20 protein-coding genes are annotated in these 21,124 nt (G+C 54.9%); 12 read left to right on the top strand and 8 right to left on the bottom strand.

The annotated features are described in order from the left end of the window. The first annotated feature begins 109 nt into the window (after nt 1-109). Entirely contained in the window at nt 110-481 is a 372-nt protein-coding gene (locus BIND_RS18105; RefSeq protein WP_041778220.1) for a hypothetical protein, read from the top strand. Between the two features lie 5 nt (nt 482-486). Here BIND_RS18105 and BIND_RS18100 read toward each other — a convergent pair whose 3' ends face one another. Continuing rightward, nucleotides 487-1,008, bottom strand: coding sequence for a gamma-glutamylcyclotransferase (locus tag BIND_RS18100; RefSeq protein WP_012386465.1), 522 nt, complete (start codon nt 1,006-1,008; stop codon nt 487-489). A 267-nt stretch (nt 1,009-1,275) separates the two neighbouring features. On the opposite strand from BIND_RS18100, the gene BIND_RS18095 reads away from it, so the two are divergent. Further along, nucleotides 1,276-2,307, top strand: a complete 1,032-nt coding sequence (locus BIND_RS18095; protein WP_012386464.1) for a DUF2125 domain-containing protein — start codon at nt 1,276-1,278, stop codon at nt 2,305-2,307. Between the two features lie 42 nt (nt 2,308-2,349). Here the strand turns inward: BIND_RS18095 and BIND_RS18090 are convergent, their stop codons facing one another. After that, nucleotides 2,350-3,876, bottom strand: coding sequence for a carbohydrate porin (locus BIND_RS18090; protein ID WP_244395918.1), 1,527 nt, complete (start codon nt 3,874-3,876; stop codon nt 2,350-2,352). Between the two features lie 530 nt (nt 3,877-4,406). Between BIND_RS18090 and BIND_RS18085 the strand changes: the two genes are divergently transcribed. The 7 genes from BIND_RS18085 (at nt 4,407) to fliQ (ending at nt 9,759) form a co-directional block, all read left to right on the top strand. Continuing rightward, a complete protein-coding gene (locus tag BIND_RS18085; protein ID WP_012386462.1) occupies nt 4,407-5,654 on the top strand; it encodes a flagellar hook protein FlgE in 1,248 nt (415 codons plus the stop codon). A gap of 38 nt (nt 5,655-5,692) precedes the next feature. After that, nucleotides 5,693-7,174 carry a flagellar hook-associated protein FlgK gene (gene flgK, locus BIND_RS18080; protein WP_012386461.1) on the top strand — a complete coding sequence of 494 codons (1,482 nt, stop codon included), beginning with the start codon at nt 5,693-5,695 and terminating at the stop codon, nt 7,172-7,174. A 4-nt stretch (nt 7,175-7,178) separates the two neighbouring features. Then, nucleotides 7,179-8,225 carry a flagellar hook-associated family protein gene (locus BIND_RS18075; protein ID WP_012386460.1) on the top strand — a complete coding sequence of 349 codons (1,047 nt, stop codon included), beginning with the start codon at nt 7,179-7,181 and terminating at the stop codon, nt 8,223-8,225. Nucleotides 8,226-8,247: 22 nt separating this feature from the next. After that, a complete protein-coding gene (gene flaF, locus BIND_RS18070; protein WP_041778218.1) occupies nt 8,248-8,595 on the top strand; it encodes a flagellar biosynthesis regulator FlaF in 348 nt (115 codons plus the stop codon). Between the two features lie 10 nt (nt 8,596-8,605). After that, entirely contained in the window at nt 8,606-9,007 is a 402-nt protein-coding gene (gene flbT / locus BIND_RS18065; RefSeq protein ID WP_012386458.1) for a flagellar biosynthesis repressor FlbT, read from the top strand. Nucleotides 9,008-9,079: 72 nt separating this feature from the next. Continuing rightward, nucleotides 9,080-9,493, top strand: a complete 414-nt coding sequence (gene flgD / locus BIND_RS18060; protein WP_193345344.1) for a flagellar hook assembly protein FlgD — start codon at nt 9,080-9,082, stop codon at nt 9,491-9,493. Next, nucleotides 9,493-9,759, top strand: coding sequence for a flagellar biosynthesis protein FliQ (gene fliQ / locus BIND_RS18055; protein ID WP_012386456.1), 267 nt, complete (start codon nt 9,493-9,495; stop codon nt 9,757-9,759). Before flgD ends, fliQ begins: the two co-directional genes overlap by 1 nt. Nucleotides 9,760-10,241: 482 nt before the next feature. Here fliQ and BIND_RS18050 read toward each other — a convergent pair whose 3' ends face one another. Then, nucleotides 10,242-10,517: a hypothetical protein gene (locus BIND_RS18050; RefSeq protein ID WP_012386455.1), complete on the bottom strand. Its 276-nt coding sequence runs from the start codon at nt 10,515-10,517 to the stop codon at nt 10,242-10,244. Nucleotides 10,518-11,498: 981 nt separating this feature from the next. After that, nucleotides 11,499-12,530 (bottom strand): LLM class flavin-dependent oxidoreductase, encoded by a 1,032-nt coding sequence (locus tag BIND_RS18045; RefSeq protein WP_012386454.1) that lies wholly within the window; start codon nt 12,528-12,530, stop codon nt 11,499-11,501. Nucleotides 12,531-13,025: 495 nt separating this feature from the next. Here BIND_RS18045 and BIND_RS18040 point away from each other — a divergent pair, with 495 nt between their 5' ends. Further along, nucleotides 13,026-13,328, top strand: a complete 303-nt coding sequence (locus BIND_RS18040; RefSeq protein ID WP_012386453.1) for a sulfurtransferase TusA family protein — start codon at nt 13,026-13,028, stop codon at nt 13,326-13,328. Here the strand turns inward: BIND_RS18040 and BIND_RS18035 are convergent. Beyond that, complete coding sequence (locus BIND_RS18035) at nt 13,300-14,670, bottom strand: ATP-binding protein (RefSeq protein ID WP_012386452.1); 1,371 nt, start codon at nt 14,668-14,670, stop codon at nt 13,300-13,302. The genes BIND_RS18040 and BIND_RS18035 overlap by 29 nt on opposite strands. Nucleotides 14,671-14,755: 85 nt before the next feature. After that, the gene (locus BIND_RS18030) at nt 14,756-15,577 is read right to left on the bottom strand and encodes a response regulator transcription factor (RefSeq protein ID WP_012386451.1); all 822 of its coding nucleotides are present in this window, start codon (nt 15,575-15,577) and stop codon (nt 14,756-14,758) included. Nucleotides 15,578-16,143: 566 nt separating this feature from the next. On the opposite strand from BIND_RS18030, the gene BIND_RS18020 reads away from it, so the two are divergent. Further along, entirely contained in the window at nt 16,144-17,031 is an 888-nt protein-coding gene (locus tag BIND_RS18020; RefSeq protein ID WP_012386450.1) for a branched-chain amino acid aminotransferase, read from the top strand. A gap of 114 nt (nt 17,032-17,145) precedes the next feature. Here the strand turns inward: BIND_RS18020 and BIND_RS18015 are convergent, their stop codons facing one another. Then, a complete protein-coding gene (locus BIND_RS18015; protein WP_012386449.1) occupies nt 17,146-17,820 on the bottom strand; it encodes a cysteine dioxygenase family protein in 675 nt (224 codons plus the stop codon). Nucleotides 17,821-18,082: 262 nt separating this feature from the next. On the opposite strand from BIND_RS18015, the gene BIND_RS18010 reads away from it, so the two are divergent. Further along, the gene (locus BIND_RS18010) at nt 18,083-18,685 is read left to right on the top strand and encodes a hypothetical protein (RefSeq protein WP_012386448.1); all 603 of its coding nucleotides are present in this window, start codon (nt 18,083-18,085) and stop codon (nt 18,683-18,685) included. A gap of 40 nt (nt 18,686-18,725) precedes the next feature. Here the strand turns inward: BIND_RS18010 and BIND_RS18005 are convergent, their stop codons facing one another. After that, complete coding sequence (locus BIND_RS18005) at nt 18,726-20,792, bottom strand: 3-hydroxybutyrate oligomer hydrolase family protein (RefSeq protein WP_012386447.1); 2,067 nt, start codon at nt 20,790-20,792, stop codon at nt 18,726-18,728. Nucleotides 20,793-21,124 lie beyond the last annotated feature (332 nt).

Raw genomic sequence — 21,124 nt, 5'->3', positions numbered from 1 at the left:
CGCCCTTGGTTTTGAGAACGGGCCCAGAAAGAGAACATCGGCTTCGTCCTGGACGAAATCCGAGAACAGATCGGAAACTTTCCCTTCACCTCGGGCTCGCCTCGGTTCTTTGACCAATGCGCCGCTGGGCGCGCTCGCCGGCGGGACCTTGGCATCCCATTTTCATGGTTGGAAAGGCTTATCCGGACAGCGTTATGTCTGTTCGATTTTCCCTATTGTCCAGGATGACCCTCTCGGTGGTCTGCCGGATTTTTCCGTTGGAATAGCCTTGGCCGCCCGCCGTGGCGAAACAGGCCATTATCGGCTCGTGCGCATTTTCGAATTCGGCTGGCGAGACGAGATTTTTCTCGGGCATTCGCGCGATATCGAGATGTCCCTCGCGCAAGGGGCCGATGAATGGCATATCCATCTCCTTGCGGGCGGCGTCCAGGAGCGCCGTGCGACTATTGCCGATCTTGGTGGGCTCATGCGAGCCATTTGATTATTTCATGAAAAATGCTTGACGAGCCATTCGAGATAATCATCTCGAATGTCGAGCGCCCGCAGGTGACTGAGGGTATTTTGCACATAATCCGGATTATCGCCGGAAACCCCCCGGCCCTGAAGGATGAGGCGCAAGGCCTCCTCGCGCTCGAGGCGTCCCGCATATTGGGTATGGCTGGGGTCGGCGGCATAGGCGAGGGTTGAGACGCGGCGACCATCCGCCAGCAGGGCGCGCAGACGAATTTCCCGATAGACGCTGGTCACCTGCTCGCGTTCTCGCAAATAGGCGAGGGTCGCATCCGCCTGATCTGCTGCGATGCGAAAGGCTATGCCCTTGCAGGAGCCACCATGATCGAGGCCGAGCACCAGCCCTGGGCGTTCCTGCGTCCCACGGTGGACGTGCGAATAGACGCAAAGGGCGCGGTGATAGCCATGCACATGAGCGACCGCCTGCTCATCAAAGGCAAAGCCTGGCCGCCACATCAGCGAGCCATAGCCAAAAACCCAAAAATCAGAATCCGCCATCGCTCGAGACTTCGTTTTGCCGGGCGCCGATGCTACATCATCGGGTCAGGATGCTCCGCATTTTTTAGAAGAATCGACTGGTTTCTCCACAAGGAGGCGGGAGATTCGCCAACGCATCAGAGCCAAAGCGGAGATGAGTTTGGGATCAATCCGATGCGTTCTCAATGCTTTTGCGAGAAATGGGGCGGATAGATTTTGGACGTTTCGTCGAAAGACCGATCACAGGCGGATCGGGAGGAGAAGAAAGCCCTCGAAAAATGGAGGGTTTTGTCGCGTTGGCTTTTGGTCCTGCCGTTTGCTCTCGTCGGCTTGGCGGGGCTCGGCGCCTGGGGCTTTTGGTCCCATATGGCTCGCGAAACCGAGAGTTTTCTCGATCTCTGGCAGGAACAGGAAGAGGCGGTCGGCCGCCACTGGACCTGTCCCGATCGCCGGCTGACTGGTTTTCCCTTTGAGATCATTGTCAGTTGCGCCAAACCGCATTTTCGAGGCGAGATCAATGGTCGTCTTTTTGAAGGCGATCTCGGTGGTTTCCGGGCCGAGGCCGCGCTCGTTTCGCCAAATCGGATTATCGCCCATATGCAGCCGCCTTTTTCCGGGGCGACCCGGGACAAGGCCTTCGAGGTCACCTTGCAATGGAAGGATCTGACTGTCGAACTCGACAGCGAGCAGGACGTCTTCAATCGGAGCCAAGTCGATATTGTTGATCTTGACCTGCACGGACAGGCTTTGGGTTTTGGCCCCCTGGAAGCGCGGGTCGAGCGGATCGAAACCAAGGTTCAGGCCCTGCCAGACCGTCCCGATCAGGCCTATGATTTCCATGTTGCCTTGCACGCGGCGGCCATTCCGGCGCTCGATAGCTTTCTCGGCAATAGCGAAAAGGCGGATCTCGGCGCCGATGGAACCGTGACGAGGCTGCGCTTTAACGCCGATGGTTTGCTCGTCGATCAGATCGAGGCCTGGCGGCAGGCCGGCGGTAGCATTACCCTCGCCAGGGCTTGGCTCACCAAGGGGGCCATTCGAGCCGGACTGGACGGCACGCTCGGGCTTGATCCGTCGCACCGTCCGACGGGTCGGCTGCAGGCGCGGTTGAATGGGCTCGAGGAGCTTCTGCGATCCTATGGCGTCAATCCGGGCCTTGTTCAGGCGGGCTCTCTGTTGAGCGGCCTTTTCGGAGGAAACGCCAAGCCTGAAGCGCAAGATGACCAAGCGACCGGCTTGCGTCTGCCGGTGCGCATTTCTGAGGGCTCTTTGTATATCGGTCCCGTGCGCACGCCAGTGTCTTGGCCACCGCTCTATTGAGCTTGTTTCATTCTCACGAATGATACTTTTTTGAGAAGGCGGTTAAAAAGCCACGCTGGTGTGAATGCCGAAAATGAGTTCGTCGCCGATCTTGGCGCCGGTCAGAGGATTGGGGACACCACCGCCCGGATTCCAGACATATTGGATATCGGGTTGCACGATCAGCCAGGGTGCGACCTGCGCCTGATAGGTGATTTCGAGACGATGTTCGGCGCCGCGGATGGGATAAGATCCCCCGGATGCGTCGAGCATGTCCCAATCGAAGCCGCGCGCGCGAGTGCTGATTTGGCCCATGCCCCAACCGACACCAAATGTATCATTGTCGCGTCCCTCGAAGGGGGCTTTCAGGGTCAGGCCGGCATCGACCCCGACGGTGACGACATTGCGGTCGCCGCCATTGCCCGTTGCGCGTATAAAGAGGCCGAGCGCGGTGGGAGAATAGTGTGACGGACGCCAAAGCATCTGATCCATGATGCCGTAAAGCATCCAATTGCCCTTGTGCGGCATCGGTTCGCCATTGCTGTCAGGCGAGGCCAGTGGAACGCCCTGGGTGTCATAGCGCTGATCGAGAAACGAGGCGGTATCATAGAAGCCGCCCAGTCGATAGATGCCGGGCAGACCGCCAACGAAACTGGAAAGGCCGCCTGCCTTTGAGGGGTCATCGATATCTTGCGAATTGACCGCGAATTGGACTTCGCCGATCAGAAAGGCGCCTGTGTTCAGATTGAAATTATTGCCAGCAGGATGAACGGTCTGGTTCGAAGGATCAAACGCATTGCGGAAGGCATGACCGGAGGGATTGTCGTTGGTCGCGGCAAACATCAGCGTCAATTGTTCGTCCGGTCGATAGCGCAATCGGATACCAGGCGCGGCCAGTGGCCAGGAAGGCCCACCGGAATAAAGGATAATCGAGGGAGCGAGCGGCCAGCCAAAGGACGCATTCAAAAACAGCGAGGCATATTGGCTGATGATGAATTCACTATCGAGATCGATCTGGCCGATTTTGACATCCAGCCGGTGATCGAGGAAAGCCTGCTGATACCATAATTCGAACAAACGCGTCGAAAGCGACGCCTCGAAACCACTGGTAGGATTCAAGACACCGAGATGGGTCGAGATGGTGAAAGGCTGACCGTGAATTTGCAGGCCGCTGACGTTAAATAGACCGTCCTCCAAGCCAATGCTCTTGCTGAGATCGGCGGTGAGGGTCATCGACGTGACGCCGTTATAAGCCGCTTTTCGACGGATGCCTCCGGTCGCATTGCCCCAGAGCTCGTCGATTTCGTTGATCGATAAAGTGACGCCGTATTTGCCGAGCCAGGATCGCAGACCGAAGGCGTCGCCTAACAAACTATTGCGCGTATCCAGTCCGCCGTCATTGGGTGATGTGCTCATGGAGAGCGTGACGGTCGCGGTACTGATTTGGCTGACCTCAGGACCCGATCCGCCGAGAATCTCCTGATTTTCCTCGAGTTGAAACGCCTCGTTTGTTTGAGCCTCGGCCTCCGTGCGAACAAAAGCAAAAATAAAGACAAGACAGAGGACGAAGGTCTTTTCATGGAACAGCATGAGAGAGAACTTGAAAGGATAGCCAAGATGCCATGACAGGGCCGAAATACACGCAAAGCTTGCAACAGCAAGCCGCATTATTAAAAAGTAATTTAATATAGATTCCCTATAAATCAATAAATTAATTTAATGCAGATCTATTTTTGAATAAACATACATGAATAAATAAGGTTTGTTTATTCCATTGCCGGATCCAAGAACAATAATTCTGGAACCGTTTGAAGCCTTGGCTCCTATCTGCTTTGCGGAAAAAAATCATGGGATCGAGGCTCTTCGAATCGCGCACTGATTCCGCCAACACGTGATTTTCCGTGCTGTTCGTTTGGTGTGATCTGCCTCGCTGAAATGTCTCTTCCGAGAGGATTTTGAAGGGGCGAACACGTGAACCTTCTCCACATCGCGGGAAAGAGAGGATTTTCAGCATCATCCAGGCTTGGTCCGATTTGAACGAATAAGATAGGGACTAGTATACGAAAGCTCCACACAAGGTCTTTGACGTCTATTCAAGTGGAATAACGCGGAGAGTGTGGATGAGCTTATATAGTGCTTTGACAGCAAGCGTATCCGGAATGGCGGCGCAGTCGAACAAATTGTCGGCGGTGTCTGACAATATCGCTAACAGTAACACGACGGGTTACAAGCAGGCTGACACCGAATTCGAAACCCTTGTCAATGGTCTCAACAAAACAAGTTACGATGCCGGCGGTGTCAAAACGACTATCCGTTACAATATTTCGAGCCAAGGCCAGTTGACGAGTACCTCCTCCGCGACAGATCTCGGTATTCAAGGAAACGGCTTCTTTGTCGTGACCGACGACAGCGGCACGAAATATCTGACCCGGGCAGGTTCCTTCACCAAAAACGCCGATGGCACATTGAGCAATACGGCGGGCTATAAGCTGATGGGATATAATCTCACATCAGGCTCGGCTTCTTCCGCCGATGGCCTTGGGGGTTTGGAAGTTGTGGATTTGACATCGGCGGGCTTGCAAGCCGCTCCATCCACATCGGGGACTCTTGCCGTCAATTTGCCCTCGAATGGGAATGCGATCACAACGGCTTTGCCGAGTGCCAATAGCGCCACCTCGACCTATAATTCAAAAACCTCTCTCGTCACCTATGACAATCTCGGCAATGCGGTGACATTGGATATGTATTTTGCCAAGACCGGCACAAACAGCTGGGAAATGTCGATCTATAATGCTGCCGATGCGGCCGCAGGTGGTGGTTTTCCCTATGCAACCAGTGCTTTGAGTACGCAAACCCTGACTTTCAGTCCGAGCGATGGAAGTTTGACCACACCCACTTCGGCCTCTTTCACGATTCCGAATGGTCAGGCCTTTACGCTGGATCTTTCGCAAACCACGCAATTGGCGGCGGGTTTCTCGGTTTCCGCGCAGAATGCCAATGGCAATGCCCCGAGCGGTTTGAAGAGTATCAGCATCGGGACTGATGGCGTCCTGTCGAAGGTCTATCAAAACGGCACGACGGTTGCCGCTTATAAGATCCCACTCGCGACTGTCGCGAGCGTCGACAACCTCATGGTCGGCACCGGCAATGTTTACGAAGCAAATGGAGATTCGGGATCGATCATTATCGGCGATGCGGGAACTAACGGGCTCGGTTCGATCCAGTCCTCGCAATTGGAATCCTCGAATGTCGATCTTGCCGCGCAGCTGACGGATATGATCGTGGCTCAGCGCGGTTATGAAGCCAATTCCAAGGTTTTTGAAACCGGATCCACTTTGCTGACGGAACTCGTCAATCTCGTCAAATAGAGCTTGCCGTTGTGACCTTTTAAAGAAAGTCGATTGTCATGAGCCTGACTTCCGCAATGGGTGTTACACAATCGGCGCTGTCTGCATTCAGTGCCGAGACATCGGTCACCTCGCGTAATATAGCGGGGGCGAATAGCACCGGTCTTTATTCTCGTAAATCGATCGATGTCGTCAGTTCCAACAATAGCGGGGTCGAGGTTCTGTCCGTGACTCGGGCGCAGAATCAGGCTCTCTTCGGTGATTTGCTGGGCTCGACGGCTGTGAGCGCAAAGCAGGATGCGCTATCATCGGGGCTTGATGCTCTCTATCAAACGATTGGCGATACAACCGACTCTATTTCACCGGCGGCGCTTCTAAGCAATCTGCAAAATTCCTTGCAGACACTTGCCGCTTCGCCAAGTGACATGGTTCAGGCGCAAGATGTCGTCGGTAAAGCGCAAGCTTTGACGGACGGATTGAACAATGCGTCTTCAACTGTCCAATCGGTTCGTCAGCAAGCCGACGGTAATATGGCGAGCTCGGTATCGACGATCAATTCCCTGCTGGGGCAATTTCAAACGCTCAATACGCAAATCGTCAGCGGGGGCAAGAGTGGCGCCGATGTGACAGATCTGCTGGATTCGCGGGATAATATTCTGCAACAATTGTCGCACCAAGTCGGTATTACGACGACATCGAATTCCGACAATAGTATGTCGATTTTTACCGATAGCGGTGTCACCTTATTTCAAGACAAAGCCAGGACGGTAACTTTCGTACCAACGACGACTTACGTGGCCGGCACTATCGGCAATAGTGTAATGGTCGATGGCGTGCCGATTACCGGCAAATCCTCACCCATGCCGATACAATCGGGGAAATTGGCAGGTCTTGCTGATTTGCGCGATAATGTCACAACGACCTATCAGGCTCAACTGGATGGGATCGCGGGGACTCTTATCAACGCATTTGCCGAAAGCGATCAATCCGGTGCGACACCACCGGCTGCAAGTCAGCCGGGTTTGTTTACCTATTCGGGAGCGCCCGCTCTCCCTTCCAGCCTGAATATGACAGGATTGGCCGCCGGCATCAGGGTTAATTCCAACGTCGATCCTAAGCAGGGTGGGAATCTGACCTTGCTTCGAGACGGCGGCATTTCCGATCCAGCCAGCACGACCTACACGTATAATACGACTGGCGCGGCAAGTTATGTCGGGCGACTGAACGGAATGCTTGCGGCCTTCGATCAGACGCAGAGTTTTTCGAATGCTGCGAATCTGTCGACCAGCAGTAGTCTAACCGATTTTTCGACAGCCTCAGCCGCTTGGCTGAATGGTCAGCGTCAAAGCGCCTCCACGGCAAGTGATTACCAAAAGACCGTGGTCAGTTCCGTGACGAGCGCATTGTCCAATGCGACCGGGGTTAGCCTCGACACGGAAATGTCGAAAATGCTGGATTTGGAGCAATCCTATTCGGCCTCGGCGAAGTTAATGTCGACCATCAATACGATGTTTCAATCCCTTTTGACTGCTGTGGGGTGATCGTGTGAGCCAGAATTCAATTTCAACCTATTCGCTCTCCAGCAGTCTGATACAGACGATTCAGGCGAGCCAGGCAAAGCTTTCGAAGACGCAGATCGAAATTTCGACCGGCCGTTATGCTGATGTCGGTCTTGCCCTGGGGTCTGGGACCGCAGCGGGAATTTCGCTCCGCCAGCAAGAAAATGTTCTGAAGACCATCACGACAACAAATGGAATTGCGTCAACGCGGCTTGACACGACGCAAAGTGTTTTGTCGTCAATCGGGGCCAATGCGCAGTCTTTTCTGGAATCCCTTTTGGGCGCGACCTCGGCGACGGGTGACCCCGCTGTTTTGCAAGCATCTGCGCAAGTCAATCTCCAATCGCTGACTGCTAGTTTGAACACGACCTTGAACGGCGATTATCTTTTTGGCGGCGTCAATTCAGGTCAACAGCCGATCACCGATTATTCGACACCCGGTTCATCAAACGGAAACGCGTTGGATCAGGCTTTTCAAACAACCTTCGGCATATCGCAATCAGACAGCGCTGTTAGTTCGATTACAGCCAGTAATATGCAGAATTTCCTTGATTCCTCATTTGCCAATCTCTTCCAAGGGAGCAATTGGAGCACCAATTGGTCACAGGCCAGTGACACCGTTCTGACAACACAGATTAACGATCACCAGACCGCCAACACATCCGTCAGTGCTAATGAAAAAGCCTTCAAGGAATTGTTCTCGGCCTATACGATGATCGGACAGTTGGGGACAGCCAATCTCAATTCATCGGCTTTTAAAACAGTGGTCAATCAGGCAGTAACGACCGTCAAAAGTGCCATCAGCGATTTGACGAATATTCAAGGTGGTGTTGGATTGGTGCAAAACCAAATCGTGAATGCGAATGATACGATGTCGCTTCGAATGAATTATTTGACGTCGCAAGTAAACACACTTGAAAGCGTCGATCCGGCGGAAGCCTCGACACGGATGACGGCGCTGCAGACCCAGATTGAAACGGCTTATTCATTGACGTCTCAACTTCATAAGCTGAGCCTGGTCAATTATTTGTAATTCAAGATTAAGTTGGGTGGCGATGTATCAAATTTCCTACGCAGAAAATCTTCAGGATAATAGCACGGCCTGCCGTGATCGAGAACGGCTTGCCATGGATCATGCCCTCGACTTGCTGGAAAATGCGAGAAACAAGGGTGCTAGCTCCATCGCCTGTATCGAGGCCTTGAGTTATCTATGCCGCTTGTGGACTCTTTTGATGGAAGATCTCGCCAACCCGGACAATGATCTCCCAGAGGTCTTGCGAGCGGATTTGTTGTCGGTCGGCATCTGGATCCTCAAGGAAACAGATGCCATTCAAAAAGGCACCTCGGACAATTTGGTTGGTCTCATTGAGATTTGCACATTGATCAGAGACGGTTTGAAGTGAGGTTTGCCTTATGCATATTTCACTTCGATCTGGCGAAAAAATATACATCAATGGCGCGGTCTTGCGGGCCGATCGGAAAGTGTCCATCGAAATTCTGAACGATGCGACTTTTCTCATGGAAACGCATGTCATGAATGTCGATGAAGCGACCACGCCTTTACGGCAGCTTTATTTCATCATTCAAATCATGCTTATGAATCCGACAGATACAGATGCGGCGATCGAAATGTTTCAATCGGCCGTGGTCAAGACAATTGATGTTCTTGATGAGCCTGTTCTTGTCGCTGGTCTATACACGATCAAAAATCTGGTTGAAACCAATAGAATTTTCGATGCGCTCAAGGCAACGCGTTCCCTTTTTCCCGTCGAGGCATCGATCATAAGCGGTGTATCGCCGGTTCAAGCGGCGTGAATGACGGAGCGATAAGTATCGTAACACCTCTTTATTGAAGAATGGATCAAGGACAATAACATGGTTTCTTCTATCGCGAGTTCCTCGCCTGTTTCTTCTTCCACTGCGTCCTCGGCGGCATCGAGCTCTGGCACCAATGCATCCCCCCCGGCCACGGTCGACTATTCTTCTTTTTTGCAGCTCTTGGTCGCCGAACTTAAAAATCAGGATCCAACGAGTCCGACCGATCCTACTCAATATATGAGTCAGCTTGCTTCCTTCTCCTCGGTCGAACAGCAGGTTCAAACCAATTCGAAGCTCGATTCCTTGCTGACGGCGTCAAGCCTCGGGCAAGCCGAGACTGTTATTGGAAAGACGATCACTTCGGCGGATGGTTCGATCAGTGGAAAAGTCCAGTCGGTGACGGTCTCATCGGGAACGGCGACGGCTACATTGGATAATGGCGGTCAGGTGAAGCTCGCTGACGGCATATCGATTGGTTCGTGATGAATGAAGCAGATGCCCTGGAACTCATTCGCTCTGCGATCTGGACGATGCTGGTCGTGGCTGGGCCGGCGGTGGCGGCGGCGATGGCCATCGGCTTGATCATTGCCTTGTTTCAAGCCTTGACGCAGATACAGGAAATGACCCTGACGTTCGTGCCGAAGATCGTCGTCATGTTCCTGATCTTAATGTTGGCTGCGCCTTTCATGGGCAGCCAGATTTATTCATTTACCGAGCGGATCTATGCTCGGATTCAATATGGCTATTGAACTTTACATCGGAGGGTGGGCAAGCCTTCGCCGTCAATCCAGAGGCATGACGTCATTCTCGTGCATTTTTGATTCAGTTGAATCAAAAATGCTCTCGCCTTCATTGTTTCGACGCGTAATCCTATCCCAAAAGCTTCCGGCTTTGGTGGAATATAGCTCTCATGTGATGTGCTGATAAAGACTTGCAGCATAATTCTGCGTCCGCGTTAACGAACGGTGCTGTAGAGCATAATCATCGAACGGTCCCGGTATTTGGGACAAGGATTATGCGTTAAACGAGAAATAGAGAGAGCTTTTTCATAACTCTTAGAGCATCAGACCCAAAAGTGGCTCCCCCTTTGGGACCATCTGATGCTCTTTCAGAAAGAGAGAGCATCGGACAGGATTCAATTTGAAAGCCATCCGATGCTCTGGAAACATGAAAAAGCCCCAGAGCCTGTCTCGCTCATCAAAGGAAGAGACAGGCTCCAGTGCAATGGCAATCAGGCCGCGTTTTCCTGCAGCATGGCAGTAAAGCGATCGCTGGCGATCCGGAAAGTTCCGCGACCGCCGGCAAGAGGGCGATAGTCCGCGGGAAATTTCTTGCAGAGCCGGTCGAACCAATCCTGCGGTTCGAGATTAAGCGGCCGCTGGTTGATCGTGTTGACGCGGCCAGTGGGGTAGAAGCGAACGTCAATGATCACTTCGCCTTCCGAGCCCGAGCCATAAGCGGTTACAATGTTTTCCTTTTCCGTCACGCTATTGTCCTGCTTGGCCATGAATAAATAATCTCCTTGATGACTTGCCACAGAAATCAGCTCACGATCCGATCTTCTCTTTTCGAACAAACGGTCGATCGGCCCATGAGATTACGGGTCGAGGATAAGTGAAACAGGAATGAAGGAACGGGTCCTGGACGGACACTCATCTACAGATGAGTTGATGCTTGTTAGAAACCTGTAAACATAATCTCAAGGCCTAAGTCAATGCATCGCATTCAAGATCCTCAATGTTTCTCTATCCCCATGGCATTCGATTGAATGCCCTCGAACACACTCGCTTCAATGGTTTTTCCTGATCCGATGAAACGGTGGGCAGGAGCTCTTTGAGGTGACATCGGAAAGCGATATCACGTCCAGAATCCGCAGCATTATATTTAACCAACAGCAGTGCCCGCTTTGAGTTAAAATATAATGTATTATCAATGATCTAGAGCAAGTGCGCTAGGTCATGTCAATTGTGTTTTCTCTATACGAAACGCGTTGGCTTTATGTGGAAATGCTGTTTCTGTATTCCGGCAACATATGATGCTATCAGCATGATAGCATCGCGTGAAAAGAGCCGATCATGCCAGTCCTTGTCGGGGCGAGCTGACCAGAAACATAGGTTTCTCTTTTGAGGGTCTATCGCTCTAGGAAAAACGGCCACCTTTCCGTGATGATAGACGCATCAACTTATACCGACGGTCATAACAAATGACCTTTAGACCGCTCTTGAATTTTCGCTCTCGCTTTGAAAAAGCGAAAACTCAAGAAAGGAACCAAAGGCCGTGAAGAACGACCTTTGGTATTATTAAAAAGTGCGATCCGCATGGCAAAGACCATGGGGCAACACTTCAAATGAGATGTAGAGATAGAAAAGACCCACTTGAAGTGGATCGATCCGTCTTTGAGGATCATGATAATCCAGCGGACAGACGGATGTTTAAAAGCGTAAAACGGCAATGATCATGATTCGATCTGTGATCGATCATGGACTCTTCAATGCACGAGAAGTCCTTGTGTCGGCTGTTTAAGATGAAGACCACCACCGGATGGCAAACCAATGTAAGGCCGGATTGACCGACTGAAAGCTTCAAGATCCGCGCGCCGCTTAGCAAGGCTCGGGTCCATCGGTTTCAGGATCAGGCTATAGGGCTGGAGCGTGGCTTCGATCTGCAAAACTTTGTCTCGAACTTCCTCGATTGTTCCAATCAATGAATCCTCGATCAGCCGATCGAGTTTGAACCAGTGAGTCCATTCAGGCTGCATGCTGGCCGTCGAAATTTGCATACGTTCGACGAAAGGTCGCAGAAAGCGAGCCCCTTCCTCAAGAGCCTGAGTACGCGTGGGTGCGACATGGTAGAAGCGGATAAGAACCAGCCTCGGATCACCCGTTCCCGCAGTGTCAAGGTACTGGTGCCGCGAAGATTGAATAATGTCAAGGGGGAAAGGCGGGCCTGCCATAATTCCGTAATCTTGTTCGGCCGCCAGTTTGATCATTTCGGGTGAGGATGTGGCGATGAAGGTGGGAATGGGTGTTTGCAGGGGCTTGGGGGTGAGGCGCACGTCCTCCACGTTGAAATAGTGCCCCGTGAAATTCACCCCATCCTCGGTCAGAAGTTTCTGGATCAGGGCGAGTGCCTCTTTGGTCCTTGCATGGCTTTCTTCCCGCTTGACGTTGAAAAGTTTGTTTTGCAGGGGAAAAGGACCGCCCTTCGCGACGCCGAAATTGAACCGTCCGCCGGAGAGGAGATCGAGCGTCGCGACATCCTCTGCGACATGAAGGGGATTGCGAAACGGGAGCAGGAGAGCCGCTGACCCGAGCCGGATCTGGACCGTGCGCGCGGCGAGATAGGTCAGAATGGAGAGGCAAGACGGACTGGCGGCATCGGGATTGAAATGATGCTCGGCCACCCAGGCCTCATCAAAGCCCAGGGCTTCAGCGAGTTGAACCAGTGTGGTTTGATCAGCGTAAGCTGATGCGTAATCGCGTTCGGGATTTTCGTAGGTGCAAAAAAGACCGGTTCGCATCCTGATTCTCCACGCCCTGGGCCTCGATGCCCTAGCTCGATACCAAGGCGTGGAGGAATTGGGCCATTCAGCGACGCGCCTTAAGGCAAGGATCGCAAGGTGCGCTGCTGTCTCTCTCTTCGTATGTCCGAAAGCTATATAAAAAAATATACTTTTATATAAAAATGCCAGAAGGGGATGTCAATGCGTAGATGGCTGAAAGCCTTTCGCATTTTGCTTGAGCCAGTGTCCAGACGATGCCAACGACCATGGCCAGGTCGAGGAAAATCCCTCGTCATGCTGGCCTTAGGGGATAAAGCTTCTTCTCCGAACTGAAACCATGATATGCCGCCCGCGCTTCCATTCGATCGTGCTCGCCGAAGGACGATGGATCAAATCAGGGTGTCGATCTCAGTGAGTGTTCGAGACCGTGATACTCATCTCCTACGTCACGCCCGAGACCGGGGACCCTGCGTTTGAGTGTTAGCGCGCATCGCTTTCCTATCGAGTCCATTCATGACTGCGACTTATCGTTCCATCGCGCTCGATCTTAGCGGGCTGAAATGTCCTTTGCCGGTTTTGCGGACACGCAAGGCGCTGCGCCGCCTCAACCCTGGCGATGTGCTGATCGTCACCTGCACGGATCCCTTGGCTGGGATCGACATTCCGCATTTGCTGCGGGAGACGGGAGATGCACTGGTGCGCCAGACGGCCAGCGAACATGCCTTGATCTTCGAGATCCGCAAAAATGTGTCGATGACTGGTGCGGGCACCGAAACCGCCCCGCCCTTCAAGTCGGAATGCGAACCGTTGCCCTGAGGCCGCCGAGCGGGCTGTCGCTCAGGGTAATATCTCCGCCCTGCGAGCGGGCGACATCGCGCGCGATGGCGAGGCCGAGCCCGGTGCCGCCCTGATCCTGATTGCGGGATTCATCGAGCCGGAAGAAGGGCCGAAACACATCCTCGCGGGCGGCATGGGGAATGCCCGGACCGTTGTCGTCGACATGGATCGTCAGGAAGCGTGGATCTCGCGTGGCCTCGATGCGGATCTTTTCGGCATGCAGGCGGGCGTTGGTGACGAGATTGGCGAGGCAGCGTTTGAACGCATCGGCGCGCACGGACACGGAAGAATCGTCGCCTGAAAATTGGACATCGACCCGCGCGCCATGGCGTTCCGCGTCGAGGCGGAGCTCGTCCAGAAAATCGCGTATGTCGATCTGCGAGGCGCATTCGCCGGCATCTCCCCTGGCGAAGGCGAGATAGGCCTCGAGCATGCGCTGCATTTCCTCGACATCCTTCTCGAGGTCGCGTGATTCGTCGCTGTCTGGCATCAAGGCGAGCGACAATTTGAAGCGCGTCAGAATGGTGCGCAGATCGTGGCTCACACCATTCAGCATGGCGGTGCGCGTTTCGACCGCGCGCTCGATCCGGCGGCGCATTTCTATGAAGGCATAGCCTGCTTGCCGCACCTCGCGCGCGCCTTGCGGCCGAAATTCGGGCTCGCGTCCCTTGCCGAAAGCCTCAGCGGCATGGGCGAGCGAGAGAATGGGGCTGATCTGATTGCGCAGGAAAGCGATGGCGAGAAGAATGAGAACCAGCGAGGTGCCGACCATCCAGAGCAGGAAAATATGCGAATTCGAGGCATAGGCGGCGTTACGGAAGGCCACGATCCGGAGCACAGAATCATCCAGCGCTATGCGGATCTCGATGAAATTGGAGCGCCCGACCGTATCAAGCCAGAAAGGCCGCCCGATCTGCCGCCGAATCTCATTCGAAAGGGCGATATCGACGATCTCGAAAAAGGGTTTCGGCAAAGCAGGTGGCAAAGGGCCTTTGGGCAGGAATTCAATATCCATCCGCAGCCGGTCCTGGGCGATACGGGCGAGTTCCGCATCGGCCGTGCCGCCAGGCGAGGCCTTATGCAGGTCGATGAGCGCCGCTATATCCTGCGTCAGTGCGGTCGAGAGCCTCGTCGTGACCAGCTGCCAATGCCGCTCCATGAAGACATAGCTCAAAACGCATTGCAAAATCACCATCGGCGCGATGACGATGAGGAGTGAGCGTGCATAAAGCCCTCGCGGCATCAGCAGGGCGGCGCGGCGGCCGAAGCGTTGTAGGAGGGACAGGGGTGTATCGACGACGGCCGATCGGACCAGGCTCACGCAACTATCCCTTCAAGCGGCCGCTTCCCGTAGATCCGCGCCAAAATTGCTCCCGATCGGTCCCGCCAAGCGGCGGCTCTTTCCATCATCGATCGACCAGCAGGCGATAGCCTGCGCCGCGCGCCGTCTGCAAATGCAGAGGATTGGCGAGATCCCGCTCGATCTTGCGTCGCAGGCGATTAACCTGGACATCGACCGTGCGCTCATTGCCGCCGATGCCGAGCCCCGCGAGAGCCTCACGGCTGACGATTTCGCCGGCATTTTCGGCGAGCAGCCGCAGCATGTCGCGTTCGCGCTCGGTCAGCCGGACGATCTCGCCCCCCTGCTGCAATTCGCCGCGCTCGAGATCAAAGGTGAAATCGCCGAAACGGACTTGCGTCACGGGACCCGAGACGGCGCGTGGCTGGGCGCGGCGCAGAATGGAGGCGATGCGCAGCGCCAATTCGCGCGGCTCATAGGGTTTGCCGAGATAATCGTCGCTGCCGGCCTCAAAGCCCCGGACGCGATCTTCCGGCTCGGTGCAGGCGGTCAGCATCAGGACGGGGACATGCGCGAGATCGGACGGTTGCGCGCGCAGCCGCGTCAGGAGGTCAAATCCGTTCTCGCCCGGCATCATGGCATCGAGCACGATGAGATCGAAGGCGAAATTCCGTAGGGATGCGGTGGCTTCCTCCGCATTGCCGGCCGTCGTCACGCGATAGCCTTGATCGGCCAGAAAACGCGCCAGAAGCGCCCGGATCCGCCGATCGTCATCGACGATGAGAAGATGCGCCGCGTCATCGGCGGGTACGGCCGGGCTTGCCTGGCTGGCTGGCGTGCTTGCCGGCGGGGTCGCGGGCTGGCTCGCTGGGCCGGAAGGCGTGGTCTCGGGGGTGGTCGAAGCCGTGTTCGAGGGTTGAAGCGTCATCCTGGCTCCCTCCTTTGACAGAGCAATCGGCAAGCTTTTCGACTCTTTTATGATAGATCGATGGCGATGAAAAACATCTCGACTATAGTCTTGCGGCGCGCGCGGCGCGACCCTTGGGATAAGATCTTCGGATCGAGCCGAAACGGGCAGCCCGCTCATCTCTTTTTCCTCATGGGGTGGGCCGATTGCGGTCAAGGCACATCCTTTCTTGCGCTTGTTGACAGAATTGGCGAAGATAGATAGGCCACGATTGCGCTGGGTTCCGGCGGTCGATGCCGGATCTTTGCTTGTCTATTATGATTTCAAGCGTTCCGGGCCGGTTTTTCAACGAGCAGGCTTTTTGTGAAGCCGCCGCCTCCTTTGGAAGCGGACGGAGTCTGAAAGCCCTTTCTCTTCTCGAGCGAAAATCAGGCGGGTCTTTCGATCCCCTTCTGGTGGATCGGACCATCCCGCGAAATCTCTCGAGTGTCGAGCAAGGATTTCGGAGGCGATCGTCGGCCAGGCATGCCACGCCCAATTGCCGCGTGGCTTTCCCATCTCTAGTCATAAAGAGAGGATTTCCCTCGATGTCAGCATTGCCATTCGACCAACGTGATGGATACATCTGGATGAATGGTCGGATCGTAGCCTGGGCCGATGCCAAGCTGCATGTTCTGTCGCATGGTTTGCATTATGCCTCCTGCGTCTTCGAGGGCGAGCGGGCTTATGAAGGCCGTATTTTCAAATCGCGCGAACATTCCGAACGGTTCCGCGCCTCCGCTCAAGTCCTTGATTTCGAACTGCCCTATTCGGTGGCAGAACTCGACGCGGCGAAACAACTCGTCGTTGACAAGAACAATTTCCAGAATTGCTATGTGCGGCCGGTCGCCTGGCGTGGCAGTGAAATGATGGCGGTAGCTGCCCAGAATTCGACCATCAATGTCGCCATTGCCGCCTGGGATTGGCCGAGCATGTTCGACATGGAAACCAAAATGAAGGGCATCCGGCTCGATATCGCTGATTATCGCCGCCCTGATCCGCAGACCGCGCCCTGCCATGCGAAGGCAGCCGGTCTCTACATGATTTGTACAATCTCAAAACATCGGGCCGAACGGCGCGGCTATGCCGATGCGATGATGCTCGATTGGCAGGGCCGCGTCGCGGAATGCACGGGCGCCAATCTGTTCTTCACCCAGAAGGGCGCTCTGCACACGCCGATCGCGGATTGTTTCCTCAACGGCATCACGCGCCAGACGGTCATCGAACTCGCCAAGAGGCGTGGTCTCGAAGTGGTGGAACGGCGTATCATGCCGGATGAACTGTCCGGTTTCGACGAATGTTTTGTCTGCGGCACCGGTGCCGAAGTGACACCAGTTTCCGAGATCGGTCCCTATCGTTTCACGCCTGGTGTGATTTCGCGCGCCCTGATCGAGGATTACAGCCTGGAAGTCCGGCCGCGCCAGCAGGCCGCCTGAGACCTTCTTGTAAGGGTCTCTCAGTTAATCGATTGGCGATGGCGGACCCGCCGTCGCCGATGCGTGACCTGCACCGATGCAATCCGCGCTTATGAAATGGAGTGCATCTCAAGCCTAGGCTTTGGCACTGAGATCCCAGAGGTTGGGCAGGGTTTTGTTGGAATAGCCCGAGATGAAGGGTTTGCGCTGGCCATTTTCGGCATAGACCGATCGATGCACGGCGCCAATATTCGCCCCATAGATATGGATGCTGATCGACACCTGATCGGCATGGGCGTTGCTGACCTTGTGGATATCGCCGATTCCCGGGGAGACAGCCTCCACCTGGCCCGGCTGCAAAAGCACCGCGTCACCCTGGGGTGTTGGTACCCCGCTCGCGTCGAGCCCATAGTACTGGGCATATTCGCCGCCGCGCAACATGCCGATCAGCCCCCAGACCGTGTGGTTGTGAATGGGCGTGCTCTGCCCAGGCCCCCAGACGAAGCTCACGATTGAAAAACGCTCACCCGAATCGGCATGCAGCAAAAATTGCTGGTAGCGGTCAGGATTGGGAACGGCATAGGCCTCGGGCAGCCAATCGTCGCGCGAGACGAGCTTTTGCAGCAAGGCGCTACCCTCCGCCACGATCTGAGCTTCATCGGGCCGCTTGTCCAAAAGATGGGAAAAGGCGATCACGAATTCCCGCAAGGGCGTGATATCAAAAGCCCCATCGTTTCGGAGATCCGAAGTGGCTCCCGCATGGATTTTCAGGGCCGCCTCGGTTTGAGGAGGGGCGGATAGGGCACTCATGGTTTCATCCTTGTGGCTCAAAGACATGCTAAAAATATATAAATAAAATAGACTTAATGTAAATATAGCCAAAGATCCCGTTTTGCCTTAGCGAACGGGCTGGGGAGCGGACAATGCCGGAGAAAATGTCATTGCCGACAAATTGTCCGATTCTTTCAAGCCGCTTTTCAAATGTTCCCGGCATCATTCGGGCAGGAGATTGGAGAAGGGTCCAACGATCGCCTTACGACCGTTGGCATGAACGGCATGATGGGGACGGGTCATGAGTGCGATGATGATCGGAACGCAAACGAAATACATTGGCGGCGGTTCGCTCGCATCCCTGACCGTTAGTCCTTTTTTGCCTGAACTCTTTTCCATTTTCGTGGTGATCCTGTCCGCCGCCCTTCTCATCTTCTGTGCACTGGTGGCCCTGGTCGTCGAATATTTTTTCCGGAAAACGTCCGAAAACTCCTTGGAACGTGTCGACGCGATCAACTTGTTCGACGAGGCGAGCGTCGCGGGCGATGATGAGGATCTGGTGACGATCTCGGCCAAGACCCGGCACGGTCTCTTCAACGAATTGACGGAACATTTCTACGATCTGGATGAAGACGTGACCTTCACGGCGACCAAGCGGGAGATCCGGCACGTGCGCGACCTGTTGAATATTCGTCGCGGCGCGACCGACCGGACCGTGCTCGAAAAGAAACTGCGCGCCTTCATCCGGATGAATGCTCCAGCGCGTGTTCCGCAGGGCGATCGCGAAAATGCAAGGCGGCGGATTCAGATTGCCAAAATGCTGATCAAGAACATTCTGGAGGGCATGCCCGCCGCGCTCGTTCTTTCGTCGCATCCAGAAGGAGCGTTCGCCGCTACCGCTTGAACCGGCTCTGTGAGCCAACACATCCCAATGACACCACCTGTCAATTGGGAATATTGACCTCTCCGGCACTGAAGGTGATCAATGCGCTTGCGGGCGGAGTGTCCACGATCGGCGGGACATTGGCGAGGGTGATCGATGGTGCACCATCCCCGCGTGGAATCGTATGCACCACTTGACTCGGCGGCAATGCCTTTCCATGCAGCAAGTGATCATACATGAGATCCATCGCTTGAATGAAATAGCGATGCAGGGGGATGAACATCGCATTATAGCCAGCGAACTGATTGAAGCTGTCGAGGTGATGCGCGTTCGTCACTTCGTAATAATGCAGCGGACTGATTGATCCCTCGACCACATTATTGAGTCCGAAATAGGCGCGCGAGGCGAAATTCGGCGGCAGGATGCCATCGCTCCGGCCAGTCACGAAGACTGCGGGGGTCCGATGCAAATTGCCCGAGGCGATGATCTGTTCGACGCCTTCGTTGATCCGGTGCGCCCCAACGCTCTGCGGGCCGAAAAGTTTTGTCCCCGAGGCTGCATCTTTCCCGGTCGCAAGCGAGCGCAAGCAGAGCGCCCCATCGAGATTTTGAGCCGGTGTCGAAACCCGGTCCTCTCGGGGTCCGTCTGGTGCGGCATCATTGATCAGGTTGATGCCGGCGGTTGGTGGAATGCCATTGCTGGTGCCGAAGATCGCGGCTTCGGCACTGGGCGCAAGCGATCCTGGGACGCCGGAGGCTGAAGCGCCGAAACTGTAATTGCAGAGATGATCGGCCACGCTGAAGCGGCCATAGGCATTGGCATAAGTCACCGAGATGGACTGTGGGACAAAGGCAAACCAATATCCAGGCTGCACCAGATTCTGCTCCGGCAAAATGCCGAAGTCGTTGATGATTTTCTGCGCCTCATTGGCCTGGTCAGCAAGGGTGGAGCCTGCGAGCAGTCCTTTGGTGTGGAGATCGGCGCATCGTTGCGTGCTTGGCGCTGCATTGAGCGGCGCGGCCGCATTGGCCGCCGCGAGATTGGCGCAGCCCTGAAACACATTGACCAGCGTGATGTAATCGATAAGAGGGCGGCTATGTGCTTGCAGCGGTGGCCGTCCGCTCTGCACGATTGAAAATTTGGAGCTGAATTCCGGGTTGACGTTGGGTTCTCCCACCGCAAGACCATCGATGAGATGCTCATCGTCTTGTTCCACGGCCCGCACCGAAGCGCCGCCGCCGTTCGAGACGCTCGACGCGATCACAAGGGTATTCCGTTTGGAAATCTCCGCGCCGCGCTGGCCGAACTTCTTGTTGAGCACGGAGAAGGCGAATTTGATGGATTGGAGCACGTTCCTGCCCCAATCCTTTTCCGGATTCTTCTGCGAATGCGCATGCTTGAAGGCGAAGCGATTGGGATAAGCGGCATTGAAAGCCGCGCGTTCGCGCCTCGTGAGAGTCGCCGTGAAATTCGAATCATCGCCAGCGACAGCTGCATCTTGGCGTTCGCCACGGATCAGGTTCACCGTGTTGTTCTGAAGATCATGGGCCCCGGTTCCGCTTCCCTTATCCGTATAGGCGACGGCGCAACCATGTTTGAGCCCCCATTCGCCCGCGGTTGCTATGGCGCCGTAGACACCGCGCGAGCCTGAGGATGGTGCGGTAATGATGCAGCCCTTCGCGGGGTCGTAACTGTCTGGCACCTGCACCATCATGGTGACGTGGCCATGGCCGTCATCGCCCCTGTCGAAAGTGATATATTCGTCGCCGGCAATCAGCCCTTCGCCGTTTGTTACGGTCCCGTCCGCTGTCACGTTGGGTCCATAGAGCGAGCCATAGCCGCCGCCTGGCGTGGGATCGATCAGAGCCCGATAGTTGCTGTAGATCGCCAGCCGCCGCAATTCTTCGGGCATCGGATGGAGCGGATCTGTAAACGCCGGAGGGGTGGTACTGCCAAGCCCTGATTTTCCAAGCCCAGCGGTCAGCAAATCATTGGTGACGCCATCGTAATGCGTCTGAAAGACAGGCTCCTCATCCGTCCAGGCTTCCACCATGACCGTTGAGACGAGTAACGTCGCCAATGATGCCGACATCGAAAATGTGGCCGTGATCCAAGCGTTCCTGTTCATTGTTTCCTCCCGTTTACATCCAGTTTTTGGCTGCAACCGGGGATTGTCAAGTAAGATGAAGCCTGTCCGGGCGAGGTCTTTCTCCGCAAGGTTGGAGTCTGTCCAGGGTTTCATTTGAACCCCATGCACGGGCTGATTTAAGCTTTTCCGGTTTCGTTGACGTGCAAGTGATTCTCTGTCTCCAACGCCGGGCCTTCCACGCCCTGTTTTGAAACGGGATTTTCAAAGAGGTCGCGAAAATTTCAGCGGTTCCAGCGGGCATTCTGGCCGTTGGGTATAAGAGAGGCAGTGACCCAAACCCTGCCGTTGGATCATCTCCCCTAGTATCGAGA

The organism is Beijerinckia indica subsp. indica ATCC 9039 (assembly GCF_000019845.1).
Classification (GTDB): domain Bacteria; phylum Pseudomonadota; class Alphaproteobacteria; order Rhizobiales; family Beijerinckiaceae; genus Beijerinckia; species Beijerinckia indica.
Note: the sequence above shows the minus strand (reverse complement) of the source record. Positions and strands in the feature narration are given on the sequence as shown.